The sequence below is a fragment of the Blastopirellula sp. J2-11 genome, assembly GCF_024584705.1.
Lineage (GTDB): Bacteria > Planctomycetota > Planctomycetia > Pirellulales > Pirellulaceae > Blastopirellula.
Genome location: NZ_CP097384.1, coordinates 5384501 through 5404920, shown reverse-complemented (window position 1 = coordinate 5404920; position 20420 = coordinate 5384501). Strand labels below are relative to the sequence as shown.

The window sequence follows — 20420 nt, the reverse complement described above, 5'->3', positions numbered from 1 at the left end:
GCGGAGTGCGCTTTGTTAGGAAAAGGGAAGGTTTAGAATTCGCCAACGACTTGACCATCGCTACGACCACCAAGATTCCGCCAAGTGGTGACGTTGATCGTCTCGGAAACAAACCGAACCGAGCCATCCGCCATCGCCGCGTTCACTCCGCCGGTGTGCCAACTGCGTGCGGCGACCACATTGGCGCCCCAATCCCAGTCGGCGTGCTGCGTGCACTTCGCTCCCATCGCACCGCCTAAATTGGTATGGCAGCGATTGGTCCGATCGTTGGCGTCTGCATTGGGCGTTAAGTAAGTCGTGAAGCCGGCGCCCATCGCAACCTGCGTGCGTCCCATCGAACTCCAAACGTCTTGCTGCGTGGGGGTGATGATCTCGGAGACAAGCAGCGTGTTTGACAAGCCATCGGTTGCATCACGCAACTTGGCCCGTTTCTCTGGCACAAACATGCCGGCAGTGCCGGTGTAGCCGTCAACCACATTCCAAGGAGTGCCGGAGTTGTAGTTCGAGTCGCCGTAGCAAACGACATAGTTGTGCAGCGCGTTTCGCCACTCGGGGACCGCCTCTTCCTGAATATTCGTGTCGTCTGAAGGGCAGATCATCGTGTCCAGTAGATTGATACGGGCATCTCCACCGCGGCCGACGGCGCCGTTGATTTTGTTTGTGAAGTCAAGCTGCTCATACATTGCCGTCTGTTCAATGAACGGCAGAATGAAGCCGTAATACGACCACGAGTCGCGGCCCCACGGATCGTTCCCCTGGCTGCCTGGGGGAAGTTCGCGGAACGTGTCATGGAAGTTGTGCTGGGCCAGAGCGATCTGTCGCATCTGATTCGTGCACTGCATGCGGCGAGCCGCTTCCCGCGCCTGCTGAACTGCGGGGAGCAGCAGTGCGATCAAGACGCCGATGATAGCGATGACAACCAGGAGTTCAACGAGCGTAAAGCCGCGTCGACCTGATCGTATAGTCGGAAGAGTGGTAATAGGTTTCATAAGTCACCGATATAAAAGAAGAGAATAAACCGCGCCATATCCTCCTAGAAATCGACAAGTGATTTCATAAGAGAGATCGAGTCGTTATTTGGAAAAGAGCGAAAGGGGGCAAAATTGAGCGGCCCGTCACAAGTAGTTTTGAACGCCTTAAATTGTGTCTCACTGGGCCGGATTGGGCTGGTGTCAGCTTTCGGCGATTTTTGCGCCAAGCTATTTCTTTAGACTATCAGCGCAAAAGCAGTGGAGTCCAGGAACAATTGCGCTGCGGACCTTTGAAATTTCACATAGCCAGAATGGGTAGTGAATATAATAGATCGAGGAAATAGGCCCATGAAGAATTATAGTCGGCCAGTAAGCCTTGCTGCACGAGCAAGGCGAGACGCTCCCTGAAAAGGGCCGACGCAGTTATTGTCGCCGGAATATCACGGTTGTCTTGGGAAGGAGCAACCATGATGAAAATACCGACCATGCAAGGTGTCATCGATCGTCGAATCCTCGTCAACTTTCGCGTCGATGCCGATGTCCTCTCGCGACAATTGCCCAGCCCTTTTCGTCCCCAGTTGGTTGGGGAAACGGGGATCGCCGGGATTTGTCTGATCCGCTTGAAGCAAATTCGCCCGCTAGGAATGCCGAGCTTTTCGGGGCTTTCCTCAGAAAACGGAGCGCATCGAATCGCGGTGGAGTGGGATGAAGCGGGACAGGCGAAGCAAGGAGTCTTCATCCCGCGTCGCGACACTTCCTCGCGATTGAACGCTTGGGTTGGCGGGCGACTATTTCCGGGCGAACATCACCATGCGCGGTTTGAAGTCGAAGAGCAGGGGAGCGACTACCGAGTCGCAATGACCAGTGATGACGGCGCCGCGCATGTCGTCGTTGCGGGGCGTTTGGCCGACGCGCTGCCGCCGAATTCGATCTTTGGATCGCTGCAAGCTGCGTCGGCGTTCTTTCAAGCCGGATCGCTCGGCTATTCGCCAACTTCGACGTCGGGCGAATATGACGGGCTAGAACTACGCACGTTCGCCTGGAACGTGGCGCCGCTGTCACTCGAGCGGATAGAGTCGAGCTTCTTTGACGACGCGGCGATTTTCCCCCGCGGCTCGATCGCGTTGGATCATGCCCTGTTGATGCGAAATATTTCACATCAGTGGCAGGGGCGAGCGGCGATTCAAGAGATGTCGTGATCGGGCTCCTTAGCGAGAGAGATATGGCGATTAACGGCGTCCAACGAAACTCGCTATCGTACATGACCGGAATTAGCAGTGGTTATTTTGTCTGTTTTTTCGGGCGTTTGTTGACCTGGATTTGCCTGTCGCTAGAATCCCCTTTACGGCAATGGCATTCATGCTTCGCAAATTCTTTGAGTTTTTTTCTCATTTATATCGCCCAATCGGACCACATTAGGCTGTTCTTGGGGTTTGATATGTCACAATGTCTACTTAAGTACTGTTTGAAGTCTGATTCCGCCGGTCGGCGCGATTTTTGAATTATCAGTCTGTTTCTTCCACAATGCGTCCGCTTGATCCTTCGAGATGGACAAGGAGCGAAAATGAGAAACGCGAATACTCTTCGCAATGGTCGTGCAAACTCATTCGGCTTTACGCTGGTTGAGTTATTAGTGGTGATCGCGATCATCGGCGTCTTGATTGCGCTGCTGTTGCCGGCCGTGCAGCAAGCCCGCGAAGCGGCTCGTCGAATGCAGTGCACGAACAATCTGAAGCAGATGGGGCTGGCGCTGCACAATTACCATGACACCCACAAAGCGTTTCCGCCGGCGACGATCAATCCCGGTTGTCGCGATTGTGTGGGGCTGGTGACGCCGGACGTCTGGTCGACCGACATTAAGAACTCGACGTTCTATCTAATGATTTTGCCCTTCCTGGAGCAGGGGAGTCTGTCGGACAAACTTGACTTTCGTGACCCGGTTGGATTGTCGGCATACACCGACATTACGACACGTCCCAGCGCGACGAGGGCCGCCAATAATATGGCCGCGATCAAAGGAGTTCATCTTGGTGTGTTCGCATGTCCGTCTGATCCCGATGACCAACCCGGCATCAGTACGGCGACCAATTTTCACTACTACACGATCGACTATCATCGCACGAGCTATGGCGTGATTTCCCGTAGTTGGGACGACAATTCGCACAACGCGCAACTTACGTGGGGATCTGCTGCGAACGCGTCGAATCAGCGTCCAGTGTTTGGTACGAACGGCTCGGGAGGGATTCGCGATATCACCGATGGAACCAGCAATTCGCTGATGCTTTGCGAATCTGCGATGGGCAAGTGGTCGACGAACTACGGTCCCTATTGGGGCGCCTGGACCAACACCTTCTGGCTGAAGATGAGCAGCGGAATCAATACGACCTATGTCGATTCCGGCGTGGATACCGGCAAGCCCTATGCCTGGACGCCGGGCAGCCATCACCCCGGCGGCTGCAATTCGTTATTTGCCGACGCTTCGGTTCATTTTCTGAGCGAAAACGGAGATGCGACGACCCTGCTTAACCTGGCCAGCATCTCCGACGGAAACATCCTCGGCGAATACTAAGGAGTCCTCCCTCATGCGAAAGAATGTCCCAATGCCGTCTCGACTGATGTTGTGCGTCATATTTTCTGCGGCGGTCGGAGGTTGTCTTGGCCGAGCGGCGAGCCATCCGGAACTTGTCGAAGCCAACGGCACCGTCACCGTCCACGGAAAGCCGGTCCAGAACATCACGGTCAGTTTTTATCCAGCTGCCGGCGGGCGGGCGTCGCGCGGTTCAACCGACGCCGAAGGGAAGTTTCGGTTAATGTACGATCGCGGCGTTCCAGGTGCAGTGCCGGGCGAGTACAGCGTGAAATTCATGCTGATGGATGCCGATGCGCCCGCAAATATGCTCCCCCGCAAGTACGCCGATCAAACGGCCAGCATGTCCGCTGATGTCACCCAAGAAGGCCCGAACGAGTTTACGTTTGACCTGAAAGGGAAGTAATATTGCGGTAGCGATCAGTTTGAATCATTACTAAAGAGTCGCTAGGGGAATCCTCTGGCGACTCTTTTTTGTTCCGATCGACTCAATTTTGCCAGATCGATCATGGGAGCCGTTGTCGATCGCTGATTGCGCCGCGTCGATGGTTTCCACTTCTTCGGCCAGATAAACAGGCAGCTCGACCGCGATTTCTGCATTCCATTCTTCGTCCGACGGCCATTGATCGCTCGGCAATGTTTCGAGCATCGAAGAGAACCGTTGATCCCAAGGATATGGGGGTAGTCGCCGGGCGATTTCGACAAGTTGCGGGAATCGGTTATTCGCGTCCATCACCTGCTTTTCCTGATAGCGTCGCCGCTCCATTTTCGGCTTATTTTAAAGCTTGCACCCTGAAATTGCGAGAAAATGGGGGAACTGCAGCGGCGTTGGAAGTTCGGCCGAACGCCAAGTCAGTCGTAGGCTTCCCAATTTATTGCTCCTTGCAGCGATTTCGCAGCCTGCGTGGGGGTAGCGCGGTTGATTGGACTTGACAAATTTGCTATTTTTTCCTGTTCTCGCCCGATTGTTGATGGTTGATAAGGCGCCGTGCGGCGCCGCCTCTGATCGGGTACGTAGTTCATTAACTTTTGGAGCCGAACGAGCGGCAGGCCGGGTTGCCCGCAAGTTTTAGGCTAGGTGTTTCCCTTTTTCGCATGGTAAATCGTAATCTCATTCGTAACTTGGAAAGCGACGATACGCTGACGTCGCTGATCGATAACTGGGTTCAAGACGCGGAAGCGAACGTTTTCGATGAGTTTGAGCACGAAGAGTCTGTAGAGTTAAACAAGATCGTCGATGGGACCATTCTGCGGGTCGACGACGAGTTCGTGCTGATTGATGTCGGCGGCAAGAGCGAAGGCAGCATTCCCCGCGACGAGTGGGATGAGGAAGACGAAGATCCGCCGAAAATCGGCGACAAGATCAAGGTCCTCGTCGAAGATATCGAAGACGAGTTCGGCCGTACCGACGATCCGCACGGCATGATCACGCTGAGCAAGCGAAAAGCTCAGAAGATCATCGAGTGGGACACGACCATGTCTTCGATCGAAGAAGGCAACGTGGTCGAAGGTACCGTCGTCCGCAAAATCAAGGGCGGTTTGTTGGTCGATATCGGCGTGAACGTCTTCCTGCCCGCCAGCCAGGTCGATATCCGCCGTCCGTCCGACATCGCCGACTACATCGGCAAGAAGGTCGAGTGCGAAGTCCTCAAGATCGACGAAGAACGCCGCAATATCGTGGTGAGTCGTCGTTCGCTGATTGAGAAGAAACGCCAGAAAGACCGCGATTCGCTGCTGCAAGAGTTGGAAATCGGTCAACGCCGCAAAGGCGTGGTCAAGAACATCGCCGACTTCGGCGCGTTCGTCGACCTGGGCGGCATCGACGGTTTGTTGCACATCACCGACATGAGTTGGGGCCGAATTGGTCACCCGACCGAAGTGGTGAAGATCGACGACGAAGTCGAAGTTCAGATTTTGAACATCGATCACGAACGTCAGAAAATCGCCCTCGGCATGAAGCAGATGCAGCCGAGCCCGTGGGACGGCGTCGAAGGGAAGTACCCGGTTGGCTCGAAGGTTCGCGGTCAGGTCGTCAACGTGATGAGCTACGGCGCCTTTGTGAAGCTGGAAGAAGGGATCGAAGGCCTGGTTCACATCAGCGAAATGTCGTGGACCAAGCGGATCAGCCATCCGAGCGAAGTGGTCAACATCGGCGACGAAATCGACGTCGTCGTGTTGGGCATCAACAAAGAGAAGCAAGAGATCTCGCTCGGCATGAAGCAGACCCAGTCGAATCCCTGGGAAAACATCAAAGAGCGTTATCCGGTCGAATCGATCGTCAAAGGCAAAGTTCGCAACCTTACCAATTACGGCGCTTTCGTCGAACTGGAAGAGGGGATCGACGGCCTGTTGCACGTTTCCGACATGTCGTGGACCCGCAAGATCGGTCATCCCAGCGAAATGCTGGAAAAGGGCCAGGAAGTGGAATGCAAAGTCCTCAACATCGAAGAAGACCGTCGTCGCATCGCGCTGGGCTTGAAACAAATGGATCTCGATCCGTGGGCCAGCAGCATTCCGGATAAGTACCAACCTAACCAGCTGGTCAAAGGCAAAGTCACCAAGATCACCAACTTCGGCGTTTTCGTCGGACTGGAAGATGGCTTGGAAGGCTTGCTCCACATTTCGGAATTGGCCGACGAAAAGGTCGAAAACCCCGAAGACGTGGTCAAGGTTGGCGACGACATCGAAGTGAAAATCCTTCGCGTCGACACCGACGAACGCAAGATCGGCCTATCGCGCAAACGCGTTCAATGGGCTGCCGAAGACGAAGCGGCCGCTGCGGCTGCCGAAGCGACTGCCGAGAAGGATCAGCAAGAGCTGAAGGGGGGCCTTGGCTCCTCCGGCCCGCTGTTCAGCGCCAGTGCTCCGACCGAAGAAGCCGAAGCGAAGCCTGCCGAAGCGGAAGCAGAACCCGCCGAAGCCGAAGCGAAGACCGAAGAAGCCGATGCGGAGGCGAAACCCGCAGAAGCAGAAGCGGAAACCAAGACCGAAGAAGGCTAAAACCGAACCTTCCGGCTCGCTTATCGCCTCGATTTGGGGCGACAATCGGTAAAACTATCACGACCCCAACGAGTCAATCGTTGGGGTCGTTTTTTTTGCGCCTCTCCGAACCTCCCGCACATCCGGTTCACCTGCGCCGTTTTGCCGGGAGGTTGAGATTTGGAGACAAATTCGACGATAGCATCCTAAGTGCCAGCAACGCCCTCCCCCGCACCGTGAGCTATCGGACGATATGGCGACTCAACAGAAAAAAGAGATCAAGGAAGAATCGGTTCAGAGCCCGCTGGAGACGTACCTGCGCGAAATCAACGAAACGGCTCTCTTGTCCGCCAAAGACGAGAAAGACCTGGCCCGTTTGATTGGTGAAGGCGACGTCAATGCGCGAGACCGTATGGTTCGGGCGAATTTGCGATTGGTGGTGAACATCGCTCGTGGATACACCGGCAAAGGACTGGGTCTGCAAGACTTGATCGAAGAAGGCAATCTTGGACTGCTGCGAGCGGTCGAAGGCTTTGACCCGGCGATGGGTACGCGTTTTAGCACGTACGCCAGTTACTGGATCAAGCAGTCGATCAAACGAGCTTTGATTAACTGCGCCAAAACGATTCGCATTCCGGCCTACATGGTCGAACTGCTGTCAAAATGGCGCCGTGCGACCAATCGCTTGACCGAAGAGCTCGGACGCACGCCGACTCCGGAAGAGATTGCCCGCGTGCTTGGGCTGCCCAAGAAGAAGCTGCCGATCATCAAAAAGGCGATCAAGATCTACAACTCGACTCCGCAGACCGATCAAGCCGACAGCGGCTGGTCGCTGGGAGAGATGGTGATGGACGATCGCCTGAAGAACCCCGAAGACGAGATGGTCGAGCATGACGACTTGAAGAACGTCATGCAGATGCTGAAGACGATGGACGGCCGCGAGGCGACCGTACTGCGGATGCGTTTCGGCCTAGAAGGAATGGAACCGCACACGTTGAAAGAGATCGGCGAGAAGCTTGGGCTGACGCGTGAACGCGTTCGCCAGATCGAGACCGAGGCGCTCGGCAAATTGGCCGAAGGGCTGCAAGATCCGCGCGAACGAGAGCTAGAAGGTCCGTTTCGTCGCCGTCTGGCTCGCCGCTAGTTCCTATGGCGGCCAGGGGCCCTGGCTTTCGCCCTTGGGCCAAACCGCGTATATTCACCACCTGAGCGCTCGTCATTCAGGTGGTCTTTTTTTGCGCGCAGCGAGTATCGATGAACAACATCCAGCTTGAAGATTATATCCGCGATATCACCGACTTCCCCAAGCCGGGCATCCTGTTCAAAGACATCACTCCGCTTCTGGCCGACCCGACGGCGTTTGAAGCGGCGATCGACAAGATGGCGGCTCACTACCAAGGGAAGAAGATCGATGTGATCGTCGCGGCCGAAGCCCGAGGCTTTATCTTCGCCGCGCCGCTGGCTCTCAAGCTGGGGGTCGGCTTCGTCCCGGTTCGCAAGCCTGGCAAGCTGCCGTTTAGCACGCATTCGTTCCAGTACGAACTGGAGTACGGCACCGACACTCTCGAGATTCATATCGACGGCGTCTCCGCAGGACAGAACGTCCTGTTGGTGGACGATCTGTTAGCGACCGGCGGCACGATCAAAGCCTGTGCGAACCTGGTCGAAACCATCGGCGCGACGGTGGCCGGCTGCTGCTTTTTGATTGAGCTGAAGTTTCTGGAGGGCGCGGCGAAAGTAGCCCCGCATGAATGCTTCAGCTTGATCGAGTATTAGTCTGCAATTAGGAGAGCTACGGATGAAAGAGTCTGTGATCCTCCGCGAGCAGCCGAACTTGTTCGAGACGAAAGTCGCGATCCTCGAAGCGGATGGGGACAACGACAGCATCTATCTGTACGTCTTCCCGCCGCAAACGCCGCGCGAGATTCATGCGCTGTGGGTCGCCAACTGCTCGGATCGTGACGCGGCGCAGGTTGAAGAGCAGATGAGCGCGGCGCTCCCTCCCCGTTTGCCGCATGCGCAAATCAACTCCGCCGCGATGATTGTTGATCTAGAGCCGGAAAACTGGGACGTCCGTTGGAGTCTCGATCAGCAAAGCGTCGCGGTTTGGCATCTGGATCAAATTATTGCGATCATGCCATCTTGGGGCCCCAGCAATCGCTTCGCCGGTTTTGCCCGCGGTTGTACGGCCGAAACGTCGGTCGCGTGGCCTTTGACCGACGAGAACTTTCTGTTGGAGCGTTTTGCCGCAGAAGACGCGTTCTTACGCGACTGGAACGAAGCTTCCTGGAAATCGATTCAACAGGCGACGCTCGACAGCTACAAGTCGCTGCACGTCAGCGAGATGCGTTACTTTGCCGCCGATCAAGGAAAGTGGCCCCCGTTGGCGATCACCCTATCCAGCAACGCCGGCCGCAGTTTTATCGCGACCGCAGGAATGGCGATCTTGCCGATGCCCGGCGCCGAGAACGCCAGCGACGAACAGCCATCGCGCCGCATCGAGATGGGCATTCTCATCGAGACGACCGATGCTGACCAAACCATCTGCGGACAGCTGTCGAGTTGGGCTCGCTATCCATGGCGCTACGCAACGCATTTTGATCATGGACATACGATCTCGACTGAAGCGCTGGAGCAAGTCGCTCCTCGCTTCACGCACATGGCGATCGCCGAGAAGGCGAGCTTCCTGCCGTCGATTCAGCTGCCGCAACTAGCCGGCGAGCAGCCCCGGTTCCTCTATTTGATACCGATCACCGCCGCCGAACAGAAAATGGCCGAGAATCGCGGGACGACGCGTCTGCTGGAACTGCTGGAGGCCTCCCCTGCCCCGCTCTCTTTGCAGCGTGACGCGGTGGCGTAGTTTTTCGTAAGGCAGCTTGGTTGTTGTACGAAATCTATTGCGCCAGTTCACGCGACGCTTGAATCGCTGTAAACGCCTCATCCAAGCGCCGATTCAACTCTTCCAACAGCTCGTCATCCGACATCGTTTGCAGCAACTCGTGCGAAATCGGCGGCGCGATGCGGATATGGATGATGCTACGCTGCGGCGCCTTGGCCTGTTTAGGCCAAGCGTCAAACGCTCCGTCGACGGCAATCGGGATGATCGGTACGCCGCCGCGTCGCGCCAGCGGGATAAAGCCCGACTTCAGCGGGCCGATTTTTCCGTCGGGGGTGCGAGTTCCTTCGGGAAAGATCAGGACTAGCTCTCCACGCTTCAGACGCTTCAACGTTTCTTTCAAACCAGCAAGTCCCGACCCGTCACGATCGACGGGGATCGAATCGAGGGATTGGATGATCCAGCTAAGGGGAAACTTGAAGAGGGATTGCCGCGCCAGAAAATTGAGTCGTCGATCGCAGGTGAGTCCGATCAAGAGCGGATCAAGATAGCTTTGATGGTTGGGACAAACCAAGCCCCCGCCGTTGGCGGGCCAGTTCTCGCGGCCATACACCCGGATACGGAACAGGCAGACGCCGCTGAGCCGCGCGATCACGCGTAGCGCGTCATACCAAAGTCGTTTTGCGAGCGAGCGCCCGACCGTCGATGCTTGCTTGTTCATATCAGAGGGAAGCTCGCCGTTGCTCGACGATGTCGATCAGACGCTGGATCACTTCTTCCGGCGTCATGCCGTCGGTGGACAATTCGATCGCGTCGTCCGCTTTGCGCAGCGGGCCGACGGTTCGGCTAGAGTCTTCCTCGTCGCGACGATTCTGCTGCGCTAAGATGTCGTCAAATTCGACGGTGACTCCGCGCGTCGCCAGGTCGGCGACGCGGCGGCGGGCGCGTTCTTCCGGCGACGCGGTCAGGTAGACCTTGCACTCGGCATGCGGAAAGACGACGGTTCCTTGATCCCGGCCTTCGGTGACCAAATCTTTCTCGCGGCCGAATTGTTGTTGCAGCTTGACCAGATGCATCCGGACGGCGACGTTGGCCGCGGCGAAGCGAGTCGCCTGGGTGACTTCGGGCGAACGAATGTCGTCCGTCGCATCCGAGCCATCGACCAGCACGCGTCCGCCAGCTAGATCGAGGCGAATATTTTTGGCGACCTCGGCGACAGACAATTCGTCGTTCAGGTCGCGGCCCTGACGAATGACGGCCCAAGCGACGGCGCGATACATCGCTCCGGTATCGAGAAACTCGAATCCGAGATGCGCGGCGACTTGGCGCGAGATCGAGCTTTTCCCGGCTCCGGCGGGCCCATCAATAGTGACAATCATCGCTGCTAGCCCTTCGCCTCTTCTTCCCAATAGACATCGATCTGCCGCCATTCTTCCGCATGCAGATCAAATTGCACGCGATCTTCACTGGTCTTGGCGACGCCGGACGATTCTCCGTTGAACTCCATCAAGATCGCGCGTCCGACATTGCGGAAGCAACGGAGGTTTCCCTTCGCGGCGCGCCCTTCCGTTTCTAGTAGGCGTACTGAGAAGCCAACGACATGCTCCCCTTTGGTCAACGGTTTCAATGAGGTGATGACGACATTTTTGGCGTCGATATGCAACGCCCATGAAGTGTCGCCCGGCGTGGGAGACGGTGCGTTTTCTATTCTTGGCGGCGGACTAAAGGTTAGTCGGCGCGCCTCTTGCAACGGATAGGGCAAGTCGATGCCGATCCCCAAGCGGTAGGTCCGAGCCGTCTCGCCCCGCGGGATCAAGATCGTATCGAGCATGCGGCCGCGAACATGCTGATGGAACGCAACGCCGCCGGTCAGAACCTGCGTGTGCGTTTTGCCGTTTTCAATCTCAACATAGTTGGGAGCTTCGATCCGCTTTGAATCGACTCGGCGTCGCTGCCAATGTTGGTCGCGATAAAGGAAAGCCGAACCGTCGCTCCAAGCGAAGCGAGCGCAGAAATACGAGTTCCACGGTTCGGCCTTCGGCTCTTCGTGCGGCGTCAGGTCGATATCCACTTGCAGGACGCGGCTTGATCGCCAGAGCGTGTAAACTTGCTCATATTGGGCGAGGGTGTGTCCGGCCGTGTTGAGCAGTCGCCCGACGATTTTGATTTGTCCTTTGGCGGCGGTGTTCGAGATCACGTCGATCGAATCGGCGGCCATGACAGAATAGATCGCCGTTTCGTCGGGATCGACATACTTGCTTCCGGTCGGCGGACGTTCGCCCGGCAGTCGCAGCGCGAGCTGCTGCGACAAGCGATTGCCGCGGCTCTTGTAGTCGTAAATCGACTGCAACGCGCCGGTGATCGGATCGAAATGAACTTCCATGTACTCATTTCGCAGGACGCCGTCTTTGATCATCGTTTGCGTCTTGCCGCTGGGCGCCGAACCGCCATCGGGAAGCCAGGCATAGCCGCAGGAAGGCGTTTCCCAGACCGCGTGCCGACCACTTTTGTCTTCGGCCGCGATTAAAACCGCTTTACCGCCAGGCAGCGATGAAAGTTGATCCGTATCGTCGCCCGCGATCGTCGAATAGCTGAACGGGTTGACGACCAGCAGACTGGGCGTGGGCGAATCGCTGCGGCGCGGCAGTTTGGCGGCGAAGTCGGTTAGCGCTCCCTCGACGATCGCATCCGCGTTGTTCGCTTCGGCTTTCGCTTCGGCTGGTTCTGTCCAACTGCGATGCGGATCATGTTTGGGCCCGGCGTGACCGGTGATCAGTGCGGTCAACGCTTCCATGTTGCTCGCCGCGTCATACTTGGCGTTTTCGACAGCGCGGTCACGATGGGTCGAGATCGGCCCATTTTGGCGGCGAATGATCGCCTGCTTGTGATAGGGAGAGTTGTAGCGAGCGTCTTTGAACGAATCGTGATACGGGGGAAGCTCTGTTTCTGAGAAGTAGCGCTCGATCGTCAGAAAGCTGCCGAGTCCTTGAGAGTAACGCGCGATCCGTCGTAGATCGTCGTACCACGGCGAGACGCGACCTGGCCAATGGGCGAAACAAATCGTCGCGACATGGTCCGAGTCCATCGCTTCGCTCAAGCGTTGGAAGAGCGCGATAAAGCTGTCGGCGGTGCTGGCGTCGAGCGGCGGGCGCGCGATCGCGTCAATCTTGCAGCCATCATTCCCTTGCCAGGAGACCTTCGTCTGGCTGGAATGCGTAAACTTGCCGTCATCCATTGTCGCGTGGATCGCACCATGAAAACCAAGGCTTTTCAGCACCTGCGGCAAAAACGACGAGAGTCCAAATCGCCGGCGGCCGTACACAAGCGGGCGATGTCCCAAATGTTTTTCATAGGCTGCGAGCCCGTCGTGAAAGTTCGCCAGCAGCGTTTCGGGATCGTACAGCGGCAGCGGGCCCTCGCGGAATTCTCCCCCTACGAGTCCGCATTTCTTGGCTGTTAGCAATTCGCGCAGCTGCGACGTCGTCTCGGGATGCGACTCGGCCAACTTCGCAACCACTTCGCCGCTGGCGACCAAATTGCATGGCTGCGCGTTTTGCAATTCACTCGATAAAGCGCCGAGCGTGGTCGAGGCGCACAACGTCAGGTCGAGAAAGTACGAGTCGACCGGATAGAAACTATTGCGTTCTTCGGCGAGCACATCGAAGCAGGTTTGCAGCAGCACGCGACTTGCTTCGGCTTCGCCGATGACGGCCGATTGGGCCGCGGCGATCAGCTTTTCACCAAAATAGACTTCGTCGAGGTTGCTGGAATAACGCATCTGTCGCGTCAACAACTCGGTTTGTAAATAACAGTAACCGAGCGCTACAAAGTCGGCGGCGAGTTCTTCGTCCAGATTGGCAGGCTTCTCGAGGCCTTCGAGGGCGGCGGCGATCGTTTCGTCGCGATCCACCATTTTTCGAATGACTTTGGCGCCAGATTCTTTGGCGCGGCGCGCGAAGCCGGCTTGCATCTCTTGTTCGCTGACCAGCGGAATCAGCAGCAAACGGCCTTCCAGCTCTTCTGGAGGCGAATCAATCCGAGCCCAGGCGGGCATTTTGCCGGTCGCGGCGATCAATTCTGGCCGCCACATCGCAGACCAGCAAGCGAGCAGACTCGCCGCTTCGTCCCCGCGGTGATGCGTAGGAAAGTCCTCGAAACTGTGGCAGGGAACCAGGATGAATACTTCTTGGTACATCAGCGAGGCGACTCTTGAGAGATTGCGTGGCAATTCGCGGGGGCGGACGAGTGAGCATTATAGCCGACGATGGGTGGTCGGTGACATCCGCCGTTCCGGAAGTTTCGGTCGGAAGTTATTGTCGTTAAACACGTTACATCACGAACGCTTGCTCCCTTTTGGAAGGGTCCCCCCCCACGCGAAATCTTTAAAATTCGAGTTGCGGGTCGACGGAATTGCTTCGTATCCCTAGATGTAGTAATGTTTTACGGAGTTTTAAGGCGCTCGCAAATTCATTGACACTTCCCGAGCGGCCACATTAGAATGAATTACGCTGCCGCCCAGTATTGCTGCGGTGACAGTTCTCATCTTTCGATCTAATTATTCCTTTTCGCGAACGGCACGTGGCGGCTGGCATTTCTGGCACGGGGGCAATCTCCGTACAACTTCGCTATATTACCGCTAAGTCTCTGCGCAAATTTAGAGTTTATTGAGGACCCAACATGGCTGCTGGGAAAGGCGTTTGGAGTATCGACATCGGGCACGCCGCGATCAAGGCGCTCCGCTGCACGGTGCATGACGATGGTTTCTGGCTGGTTGCCGACGCCTTCGATTACATCGAATACCCGAAACTGCTGACGCTGCCTGACGCGAACCCAGAACAAATGATTCGGGACGCGCTGAAGGAATTTTTGTCACGCAACGAACTGAAAAACGACAAGGTCGCGATCTCGGTTCCGGGGCAAGCGGGTCTCGCGCGTTTCTTCAAAGCGCCGCCGGTCGAAGCGAAGCGCATTCCCGACATCGTCAAGTACGAAGCGAAACAGCAGATCCCATTCCCGCTGGACGAGGTCGTCTGGGACTTTCAGGCGATGCCGGGCGCCCATGTCGACGAAGGGATCTCGCTGGAGACCGAAATCGGCATTTTTGCGATGAAACGGGATCAAGTCTTCCGTTCGTTGCAGCCGTTCTTAGACGCTGGCATCGACGTCGACTATGTCCAGCTCTCGCCGGTGTCGCTCTACAACTTCGTCTCGCACGATCTGTTGACGGTCAATCCGACGAAGGAAGAGTATGACCCGGCCAATCAGCCGGAGTCGTACGTGATCCTCTCGATGGGAACCGAAACGACCGACCTGGTGATCACCAACGGATTCCGCGTTTGGCAGCGTAGTTTGCCGATCGGCGGTAACCACTTTACGAAACAACTGACCAAAGACCTGAAGCTGACCTTCGCCAAAGCGGAGCATCTGAAACGGCATGCACGCGAAGCGGATGACGCTAAGCTGATCTTCCAATCGATGCGGCCGAAGTTCAACGAGCTGGTCACCGACATTCAGCGTTCGATCGGCTTTTTCCAGACGCTCGACCGCAAAGCGAAAATCTCGCGAATCGTGCCGGTCGGCAATGCGATGAAGCTGCCGGGGCTGGTCTCGTATCTCGCGAAAAATTTGGGATACGAAGCGGTCGAGATCGATGGCTTCCAAAAACTGTCAGGTTCTGAAGTTACATCTTCGGCGGCGTTCCGCGACAACATCATGTCGTTCGCCGCGTGCTACGGCATGTGTTTGCAAGGGCTGCGCAAGTCGTGTCTGCAAACGAATCTGCTGCCGCAAGAGATTCTGGTCGATCGTTTGATCCGCGAGAAGAAGCCGTGGGCGGTCGCCGCGGTCGCCGCACTGCTGTTGGCCTGTACGGTCAACTTCTTCTTCCACTGGAAGGCCTGGTACACGGCCGATCCGGAGAAGTTCGCCAGCGCGATCAGCGCCGTCGAGCAGGTCGAACGCACTAGCAGCAGTCATAAATCGACCGACGATCAGTTTATGACCGACGCCGAGAATCTGAAGACGATTGGCAACTATGTCGTCGGCAACGAAGAGAATCGTCGGCTGTGGCCCGAACTGTTGCGAGCCGTGACCGCGTCGCTGCCGGTGTTTGAAGGGAAACCGGAGGACATCTGGAAGACGCCGATCGACGAGCGACCGTTTCTCTATATCGATAGCGTCGAATCGAAGTATTACCCCGATGTCAGTTTTTGGTACACCGAAGGGGTCCGAGAAAGATACAAGCAAACAGTCGACAATAGCAAACGTTTGGAAGTTGCGGCCGAAGAAGGTTTGACCCCAGAAGACCTCGACGAACAAGGGGCCGCACCGATGGGTGAGGATGGTCAACCGCCGGTTGGCGGCGCGGCGGCGCCGGCCAATGCAAACGCCAATTCCGCTGCCGCTATGCCGGAGGCTGGCGCCGAAATCAGCGAAGCCGAAGGAGAAGAGGCGCTGGGCGAAGTCGATGAGTTTGGTGAGGTTGTCGATGAATTGGCGGGCCCGACCGAAAGCGGCTGGGTGATCCAGTTGAAGGGTAAGCACTATCACAATAGCACCAAGGCGCGTCAGAACTTTGGACCGCAGTACGTTCGTAATACGCTGATTCATCAGCTGGATACCGGCATGATCATGTTGGACGACGGCAGTGGTCAAATGGTCGAAATCACGATGAAGGAATTGGGGGTTTCGCATCCGGTGATTGTGCTGGATAGCGTGCCCAAGCTCGTCATGCTTGATAACCCCGATTACGATCCGGAGACGATGAGCCGAAATGGCGACATGATGTCGACGGGGATAGGGCCCGGCGGACCAATGGGTCCCATGGGAACCGAAATTGAAATTGTGCCGGCGAAAATTCCGGTCAAGGTTTACGAGTTTACCGTGCAGTTTTGTTGGCAAGAAACGCCGATGAGCAAGCGGATCGAAAACAAGAAAATTCAAGCCGAAGCCGAGGCCGAAGCTGCGGCCGCCGCGTTAGCCGAGGAGGGCTACTAAGCCATGGATAAAATTCGCGTCTTTCTCATGACGATGAAGAAGTACGGATTCTGGGTCCTGACCGGAACGGTGCTTTGCGTCTCCTTGGGCGTCTGGATGTACGCGTCGATGTCGATCGACGCAGACCTGGCGAAGCAAAAATCGGCGATCGAAGCGAAGAAAAGTTCGGCGCAAATGATCGCTTCGACTCTCGAGCATCCGAACGAAAAGTTTGCGGCGGGGATGGAAGATTGGCTGCAGCGCTATCGCCAAGACATCGCCAAAAGCTGGCAGTATCAATGGGAGTCGCAGCAGAAAGAGTTGGTCTGGCCGAAAGAACTGAACGCCGGGCGAATCGATTTTGCCGCGACCGTAAATTCCGTGTTGCAAAATCGTCCCATCGAAGCGGCGCTCGACGAAGAGTTGGTCAAAGGCAGGACCGGACTAACGACCTCGCTGTGCGAACTTTATCGCGACTATATCAAAGAAGAATTGCCGAAGTTGGCCGAAATCATTGACGCCAAGTGGACCGCCCAAGAAGGCGGGGGACGCGGAATGGACGCCTATAGCGCCACGGACTATGCCTTTGAAGGGGGAGGTCCGATGGGCGGCGCCGGGATAGGGGGCGTCGGATTGGTGAAGCGTCCTGTGGTCGAATGGGATTCAGCGAATCAGCAGAAGATTCAGTCTGAAAACTTCGACTGGTCGAAGCGTCCGAACAATCGTCCCACGCCGCGCGAAGTTTTGTACGCTCAGGAAGATCTCTGGGTCCTCGAAAACCTGATGCGAATCATTAAAGCGGTCAACGGCGATACCACCGAGCACCACCTCGCGGCGATTAAAAGAATCGAAGCGATCGAACTCGGTAAAGGAGTCGCAACGCTCCGTATCCAGCTCGAAAAACCTCCCATGATCGCCGCCGCGGGTGAAGACGGCATGATGGGAATGGATGGAATGATGGGCGGGATGGACGGCATGGATCCCGACATGATGGAAGAAGGAATGATGGACGGCATGGATAGCCCCTACGGCGAAGGTGGAATGATGGGAGGCGCTATGGCGCCGATCGATCCCGCCCAATTTCGCTATGTCGATAAAGACTACAAGAAGATCGATGCCGAAACGTTGAAAACGGCGATGACCGCTCCCACCTCCGAAGACTATTATCTCGCGGTGGCTAAGCGTTTGCCGGTCCGGATGCGGATCACGATCGATCAACGCAAAATTGACAAGTTGCTCGTCGAGTGCGGCAACGCCGATTTGATGTTGGAAGTGCGCCAGCTTCGCTTGAATCCGACTGCTGGGAGCAGCAGCGGCGGTGCTTACGGAGGAGGTTTGGGCGGCTTCGACGGAGGAGGCGGTTATGATGAAATGTACTCGAGCTCGCCCGGCGGCGGACAACAAAAAGCCGATAATCGGTACGATGTGCCGATCGAGGTTTACGGCATTGTTTACATCTACAATCCCGTGAATAAAGAACTGTTGGGCATTACCAACGAGAGCGAATCGGAAGATGGCGATAGTGCCGACGGCGAGACCGCACTGCGGTCCACTGCGGTTCGCTAGTCAGCGTGAGTCGAGCGCGGCGGATAGAAAAAAGTTACGGAACATGCGGGGAAGCGACTTCCCAAAAGGTGAGGGAACTACGACATGCAAAAATTAGATTTGCAAAGCGGCGGCATGAAATCGAAGCTGATCTTGCACATTGAGAAGATCGTCTTTGGCGTGGCGGTGTTGCTGGTCGTGACGTTCATCTACTTCGGCGCGCAGCGCGAAGGGATTAGCGTGACGCCGGATCAGGTGAAACAAGTCGCTGAACAAGCTTCCGCAACGATCAACAACTCGGAATGGACGCCGGTCGAAAAGAAGCGTTGGACTGATCCGGTCTACGAGCAACGCGCCGAGTTGGCTCAAAACCCGATCAACATCAGCAACTATGCGGCGATGAGCGAGTTCGGTCCGCCGATGTATCAATCGATTCAAAAACGTATCGATCCCAAAGTTCTGACGGTCGAAAAGCTGGAAGCGAAGTCCGGCTTCGCTCCGTTTGTCTATGACGACAAACGAATGGCCGGATTGGCCGGAGGCCGAGGCGAAATGATGGATGCAGGCGGATACGGCGGCGGAATGGAGTATGGACCCGGCGGACGCCAGTCGAAAGATATGCCCCCGGTGATGACCCCGGAGCAGCAAAAGCGATTTGGACCAGCCCGAGCGACCGCCGGCACGCGCATCGAAGGCAAGCACTTTGTCGTGATTACCGGATTGATTCCGTTTGAAAAACAATGGGATGAATTTGACGCCGCACTGCTCGACGCCGCAGGCTACGATCCGCAACGCGACGTGCCGAAATACATCGGTTTCGGCGTGCGTCGTCGGGAGATGTCGCCCGACGGCAAGTGGGGCGAATACAAAGACCTGGTGCCGCAATTGGCCTTCGCCGATGCGATCAAATGGGCCTTCCGACCTGAGGAAGTGATCCCGCCGGAATACGCGCATCCGCTGCTCACTTTCCCAATCGCGCCGATGTTATTGGTCGATCCGGCCGAGTACGCACGGCATTCGGAGGTGCCGAAATGGCTGCCTGCAATGCAGGGCGGAATGATGGGCGAAGGCGGCTACGGCGGAGTCATGGGAGAATATGGCGGCATGGAGACCGCGGACGGAGTGATGCCGACCCCGCAATTGCCGGAATTCAACGCAGACTCCGCTTTCTTTCCTGGGTTCGCCAACCAAGGGGGACGCGGCGGTATGGGGGAAGGCGGATTTCCCGGCGGCATGGGCGCCTACGGCGGCATGCCAGGGTATGGCGGCGCTGGCGAAATGATGGAAGGTCGCGGCGCCGGTCGACGCGTCAGGGGCGGTCGCGGTGGCATGGGCGGCGGAATGTATGGCGGCGAAGGCGGCATGGGAGGCGGCGCATCGGGTTACTCGAAAGAGAAGATGTTCCGCTTTTATGACACCACCGTTAAAGGAAACACGCAGTACCAATATCAAGTCAATCTCTGGCTCGAGGATCCAAACAATCCGGTGGCGCCGCTTGGTGGCGCCCAACAGCGAGGAGGCTCGAACATGGCTCCTTCTTCGGTGACGCTTAGCCGCGAAACGCTGGCGCGAATCGCCCAGAAGAAGCAGGAAGCTGGCAAAGATCCGGTGAAACTGAGCAAAGCCTCTCGGTTGGAAACGGACTACTCGAAACCGAGTTCCGTAGTGAAGACGACGATCGAATCGACTGTCCTCGCCGGAAACGTGAAGACCGGGCGTGAGCAACGATCCAACGACGGAGCCAATCGACTTTTGAATTCGCGTGAACCTCAAGCGACCGTATTGGGCGTCGCCTGGGATGAGGCGGAAGGTCTCTTGTCGACCCAGAAAATATCGGTCGAACGGGGAGATTCGGTGAATGTGGTCGATGACTTGTGGACCTTGAATCCCGGCACGCTGATGTTCGATAAGAAAGAGGACTACGAGATGAAGACCAATGCGGTGGTGCTCGATATGCGCGGCGGCGACACGCTGCCGGGACGATATCGTGATCCTGCCGAAAACGAAGCGCTGGTGAGTCCCGGCGAGATTCTAGTCATGGACGCAAGGGGGAACATCTCTATTCATAAAGAACTGAAAGACCGCAACGACTTCTCGCTGTTTGACTTCACTCCGCCTGAGGTGAAAAAGACGTCCGGCGGTTCTGATGATCCCTATGGTTATGGCGAAGGGATGGAGGAAGGCGGTCGACGTGGTCGCGGTCGCGGGCGAGGAGAGTAGACCACTCTCGCGTCTCGTAAAAAGCAAATGCGATTCGGAGCGTCGTCCGTCTGGGCGGCGCTCTTTTTTTATGCGCCGATCGAAACGCCAAGACGGTTCACTTTGGCGTTTGCAGCCCCCATTTTGCAGTGGCGAGATTTGGTGGAAGCGAAGGAATGGAACACAACAAGCCCATGGATGAAGTACGGAAAAGCAGGAGAAGAATCAACGTTGCGCTAACGCTATCGAGTTGGACAAGCCGCAGCGGTCCGTCCTAATGTGGCCAAGTGGTGGTGAAGCGGCAAGCGACGCGACCTTGGCGAAATTG

Annotated in this window: 15 protein-coding genes; 10 read left to right on the top strand and 5 right to left on the bottom strand. The window is 56.6% G+C overall.

The window, feature by feature from the left end:
- Positions 1-32: 32 nt before the first annotated feature.
- Positions 33-989, bottom strand: coding sequence for a DUF1559 domain-containing protein (locus M4951_RS21320; protein WP_262023640.1), 957 nt, complete (start codon positions 987-989; stop codon positions 33-35).
- A 449-nt stretch (positions 990-1438) separates the two neighbouring features.
- Between M4951_RS21320 and M4951_RS21315 the strand changes: the two genes are divergently transcribed.
- From M4951_RS21315 to M4951_RS21305, 3 genes are all read left to right on the top strand, one after another.
- Positions 1439-2170 (top strand): DUF2071 domain-containing protein, encoded by a 732-nt coding sequence (locus M4951_RS21315; protein ID WP_262023639.1) that lies wholly within the window; start codon positions 1439-1441, stop codon positions 2168-2170.
- A gap of 365 nt (positions 2171-2535) precedes the next feature.
- A complete protein-coding gene (locus tag M4951_RS21310; RefSeq protein WP_262023638.1) occupies positions 2536-3540 on the top strand; it encodes a DUF1559 domain-containing protein in 1005 nt (334 codons plus the stop codon).
- Between the two features lie 13 nt (positions 3541-3553).
- Positions 3554-3964 carry a carboxypeptidase-like regulatory domain-containing protein gene (locus M4951_RS21305; protein WP_262023637.1) on the top strand — a complete coding sequence of 137 codons (411 nt, stop codon included), beginning with the start codon at positions 3554-3556 and terminating at the stop codon, positions 3962-3964.
- A gap of 30 nt (positions 3965-3994) precedes the next feature.
- Here M4951_RS21305 and M4951_RS21300 read toward each other — a convergent pair whose 3' ends face one another.
- Complete coding sequence (locus M4951_RS21300; RefSeq protein WP_262023636.1) at positions 3995-4291, bottom strand: hypothetical protein; 297 nt, start codon at positions 4289-4291, stop codon at positions 3995-3997.
- Between the two features lie 362 nt (positions 4292-4653).
- On the opposite strand from M4951_RS21300, the gene M4951_RS21295 reads away from it, so the two are divergent.
- The 4 genes from M4951_RS21295 to M4951_RS21280 all read left to right on the top strand — a co-directional run bounded on the left by M4951_RS21295 (position 4654) and on the right by M4951_RS21280 (position 9397).
- A complete protein-coding gene (locus M4951_RS21295) occupies positions 4654-6558 on the top strand; it encodes a 30S ribosomal protein S1 (RefSeq protein ID WP_262023635.1) in 1905 nt (634 codons plus the stop codon).
- 232 nt (positions 6559-6790) lie between these two features.
- Complete coding sequence (locus M4951_RS21290) at positions 6791-7681, top strand: RNA polymerase sigma factor RpoD/SigA (protein WP_262023634.1); 891 nt, start codon at positions 6791-6793, stop codon at positions 7679-7681.
- A 110-nt stretch (positions 7682-7791) separates the two neighbouring features.
- Positions 7792-8313, top strand: a complete 522-nt coding sequence (locus tag M4951_RS21285) for an adenine phosphoribosyltransferase (RefSeq protein WP_315985740.1) — start codon at positions 7792-7794, stop codon at positions 8311-8313.
- 22 nt (positions 8314-8335) lie between these two features.
- Positions 8336-9397 (top strand): suppressor of fused domain protein, encoded by a 1062-nt coding sequence (locus M4951_RS21280; RefSeq protein WP_262023633.1) that lies wholly within the window; start codon positions 8336-8338, stop codon positions 9395-9397.
- A 34-nt stretch (positions 9398-9431) separates the two neighbouring features.
- Here the strand turns inward: M4951_RS21280 and M4951_RS21275 are convergent, their stop codons facing one another.
- From M4951_RS21275 to M4951_RS21265, 3 genes are read right to left on the bottom strand one after another with little or no spacing between them, the layout of a single operon-like run.
- Positions 9432-10094: a lysophospholipid acyltransferase family protein gene (locus M4951_RS21275; RefSeq protein ID WP_262023632.1), complete on the bottom strand. Its 663-nt coding sequence runs from the start codon at positions 10092-10094 to the stop codon at positions 9432-9434.
- 1 nt (position 10095) lies between these two features.
- Positions 10096-10752 carry a (d)CMP kinase gene (gene cmk / locus M4951_RS21270; RefSeq protein ID WP_262023631.1) on the bottom strand — a complete coding sequence of 219 codons (657 nt, stop codon included), beginning with the start codon at positions 10750-10752 and terminating at the stop codon, positions 10096-10098.
- 5 nt (positions 10753-10757) lie between these two features.
- On the bottom strand, positions 10758-13568 hold the full coding sequence (locus M4951_RS21265) for a hypothetical protein (protein ID WP_262023630.1): 2811 nt from the start codon (positions 13566-13568) through the stop codon (positions 10758-10760).
- 482 nt (positions 13569-14050) lie between these two features.
- Here M4951_RS21265 and pilM point away from each other — a divergent pair, with 482 nt between their 5' ends.
- The 3 genes from pilM to M4951_RS21250 all read left to right on the top strand — a co-directional run bounded on the left by pilM (position 14051) and on the right by M4951_RS21250 (position 20113).
- On the top strand, positions 14051-16369 hold the full coding sequence (pilM, locus tag M4951_RS21260; protein ID WP_262023629.1) for a pilus assembly protein PilM: 2319 nt from the start codon (positions 14051-14053) through the stop codon (positions 16367-16369).
- Positions 16370-16372: 3 nt separating this feature from the next.
- Positions 16373-17914: a hypothetical protein gene (locus M4951_RS21255; RefSeq protein ID WP_262023628.1), complete on the top strand. Its 1542-nt coding sequence runs from the start codon at positions 16373-16375 to the stop codon at positions 17912-17914.
- Positions 17915-17998: 84 nt separating this feature from the next.
- Positions 17999-20113 carry a hypothetical protein gene (locus tag M4951_RS21250; RefSeq protein ID WP_262023627.1) on the top strand — a complete coding sequence of 705 codons (2115 nt, stop codon included), beginning with the start codon at positions 17999-18001 and terminating at the stop codon, positions 20111-20113.
- Positions 20114-20420 lie beyond the last annotated feature (307 nt).

Bases quoted from the DNA above. Each gene is read 5' to 3' on its own strand.
- M4951_RS21320 (WP_262023640.1), bottom strand. From the start codon at position 989: ATGAAACCTATTACCACTCTTCCGACTATACGATCAGGTCGACGCGGC.
- M4951_RS21315 (WP_262023639.1), top strand. From the start codon at position 1,439: ATGATGAAAATACCGACCATGCAAGGTGTCATCGATCGTCGAATCCTC.
- M4951_RS21310 (WP_262023638.1), top strand. From the start codon at position 2,536: ATGAGAAACGCGAATACTCTTCGCAATGGTCGTGCAAACTCATTCGGC.
- M4951_RS21305 (WP_262023637.1), top strand. From the start codon at position 3,554: ATGCGAAAGAATGTCCCAATGCCGTCTCGACTGATGTTGTGCGTCATA.
- M4951_RS21300 (WP_262023636.1), bottom strand. From the start codon at position 4,291: ATGGACGCGAATAACCGATTCCCGCAACTTGTCGAAATCGCCCGGCGA.
- M4951_RS21295 (WP_262023635.1), top strand. From the start codon at position 4,654: ATGGTAAATCGTAATCTCATTCGTAACTTGGAAAGCGACGATACGCTG.
- M4951_RS21290 (WP_262023634.1), top strand. From the start codon at position 6,791: ATGGCGACTCAACAGAAAAAAGAGATCAAGGAAGAATCGGTTCAGAGC.
- M4951_RS21285 (WP_315985740.1), top strand. From the start codon at position 7,792: ATGAACAACATCCAGCTTGAAGATTATATCCGCGATATCACCGACTTC.
- M4951_RS21280 (WP_262023633.1), top strand. From the start codon at position 8,336: ATGAAAGAGTCTGTGATCCTCCGCGAGCAGCCGAACTTGTTCGAGACG.
- M4951_RS21275 (WP_262023632.1), bottom strand. From the start codon at position 10,094: ATGAACAAGCAAGCATCGACGGTCGGGCGCTCGCTCGCAAAACGACTT.
- cmk (WP_262023631.1), bottom strand. From the start codon at position 10,752: ATGATTGTCACTATTGATGGGCCCGCCGGAGCCGGGAAAAGCTCGATC.
- M4951_RS21265 (WP_262023630.1), bottom strand. From the start codon at position 13,568: ATGTACCAAGAAGTATTCATCCTGGTTCCCTGCCACAGTTTCGAGGAC.
- pilM (WP_262023629.1), top strand. From the start codon at position 14,051: ATGGCTGCTGGGAAAGGCGTTTGGAGTATCGACATCGGGCACGCCGCG.
- M4951_RS21255 (WP_262023628.1), top strand. From the start codon at position 16,373: ATGGATAAAATTCGCGTCTTTCTCATGACGATGAAGAAGTACGGATTC.
- M4951_RS21250 (WP_262023627.1), top strand. From the start codon at position 17,999: ATGCAAAAATTAGATTTGCAAAGCGGCGGCATGAAATCGAAGCTGATC.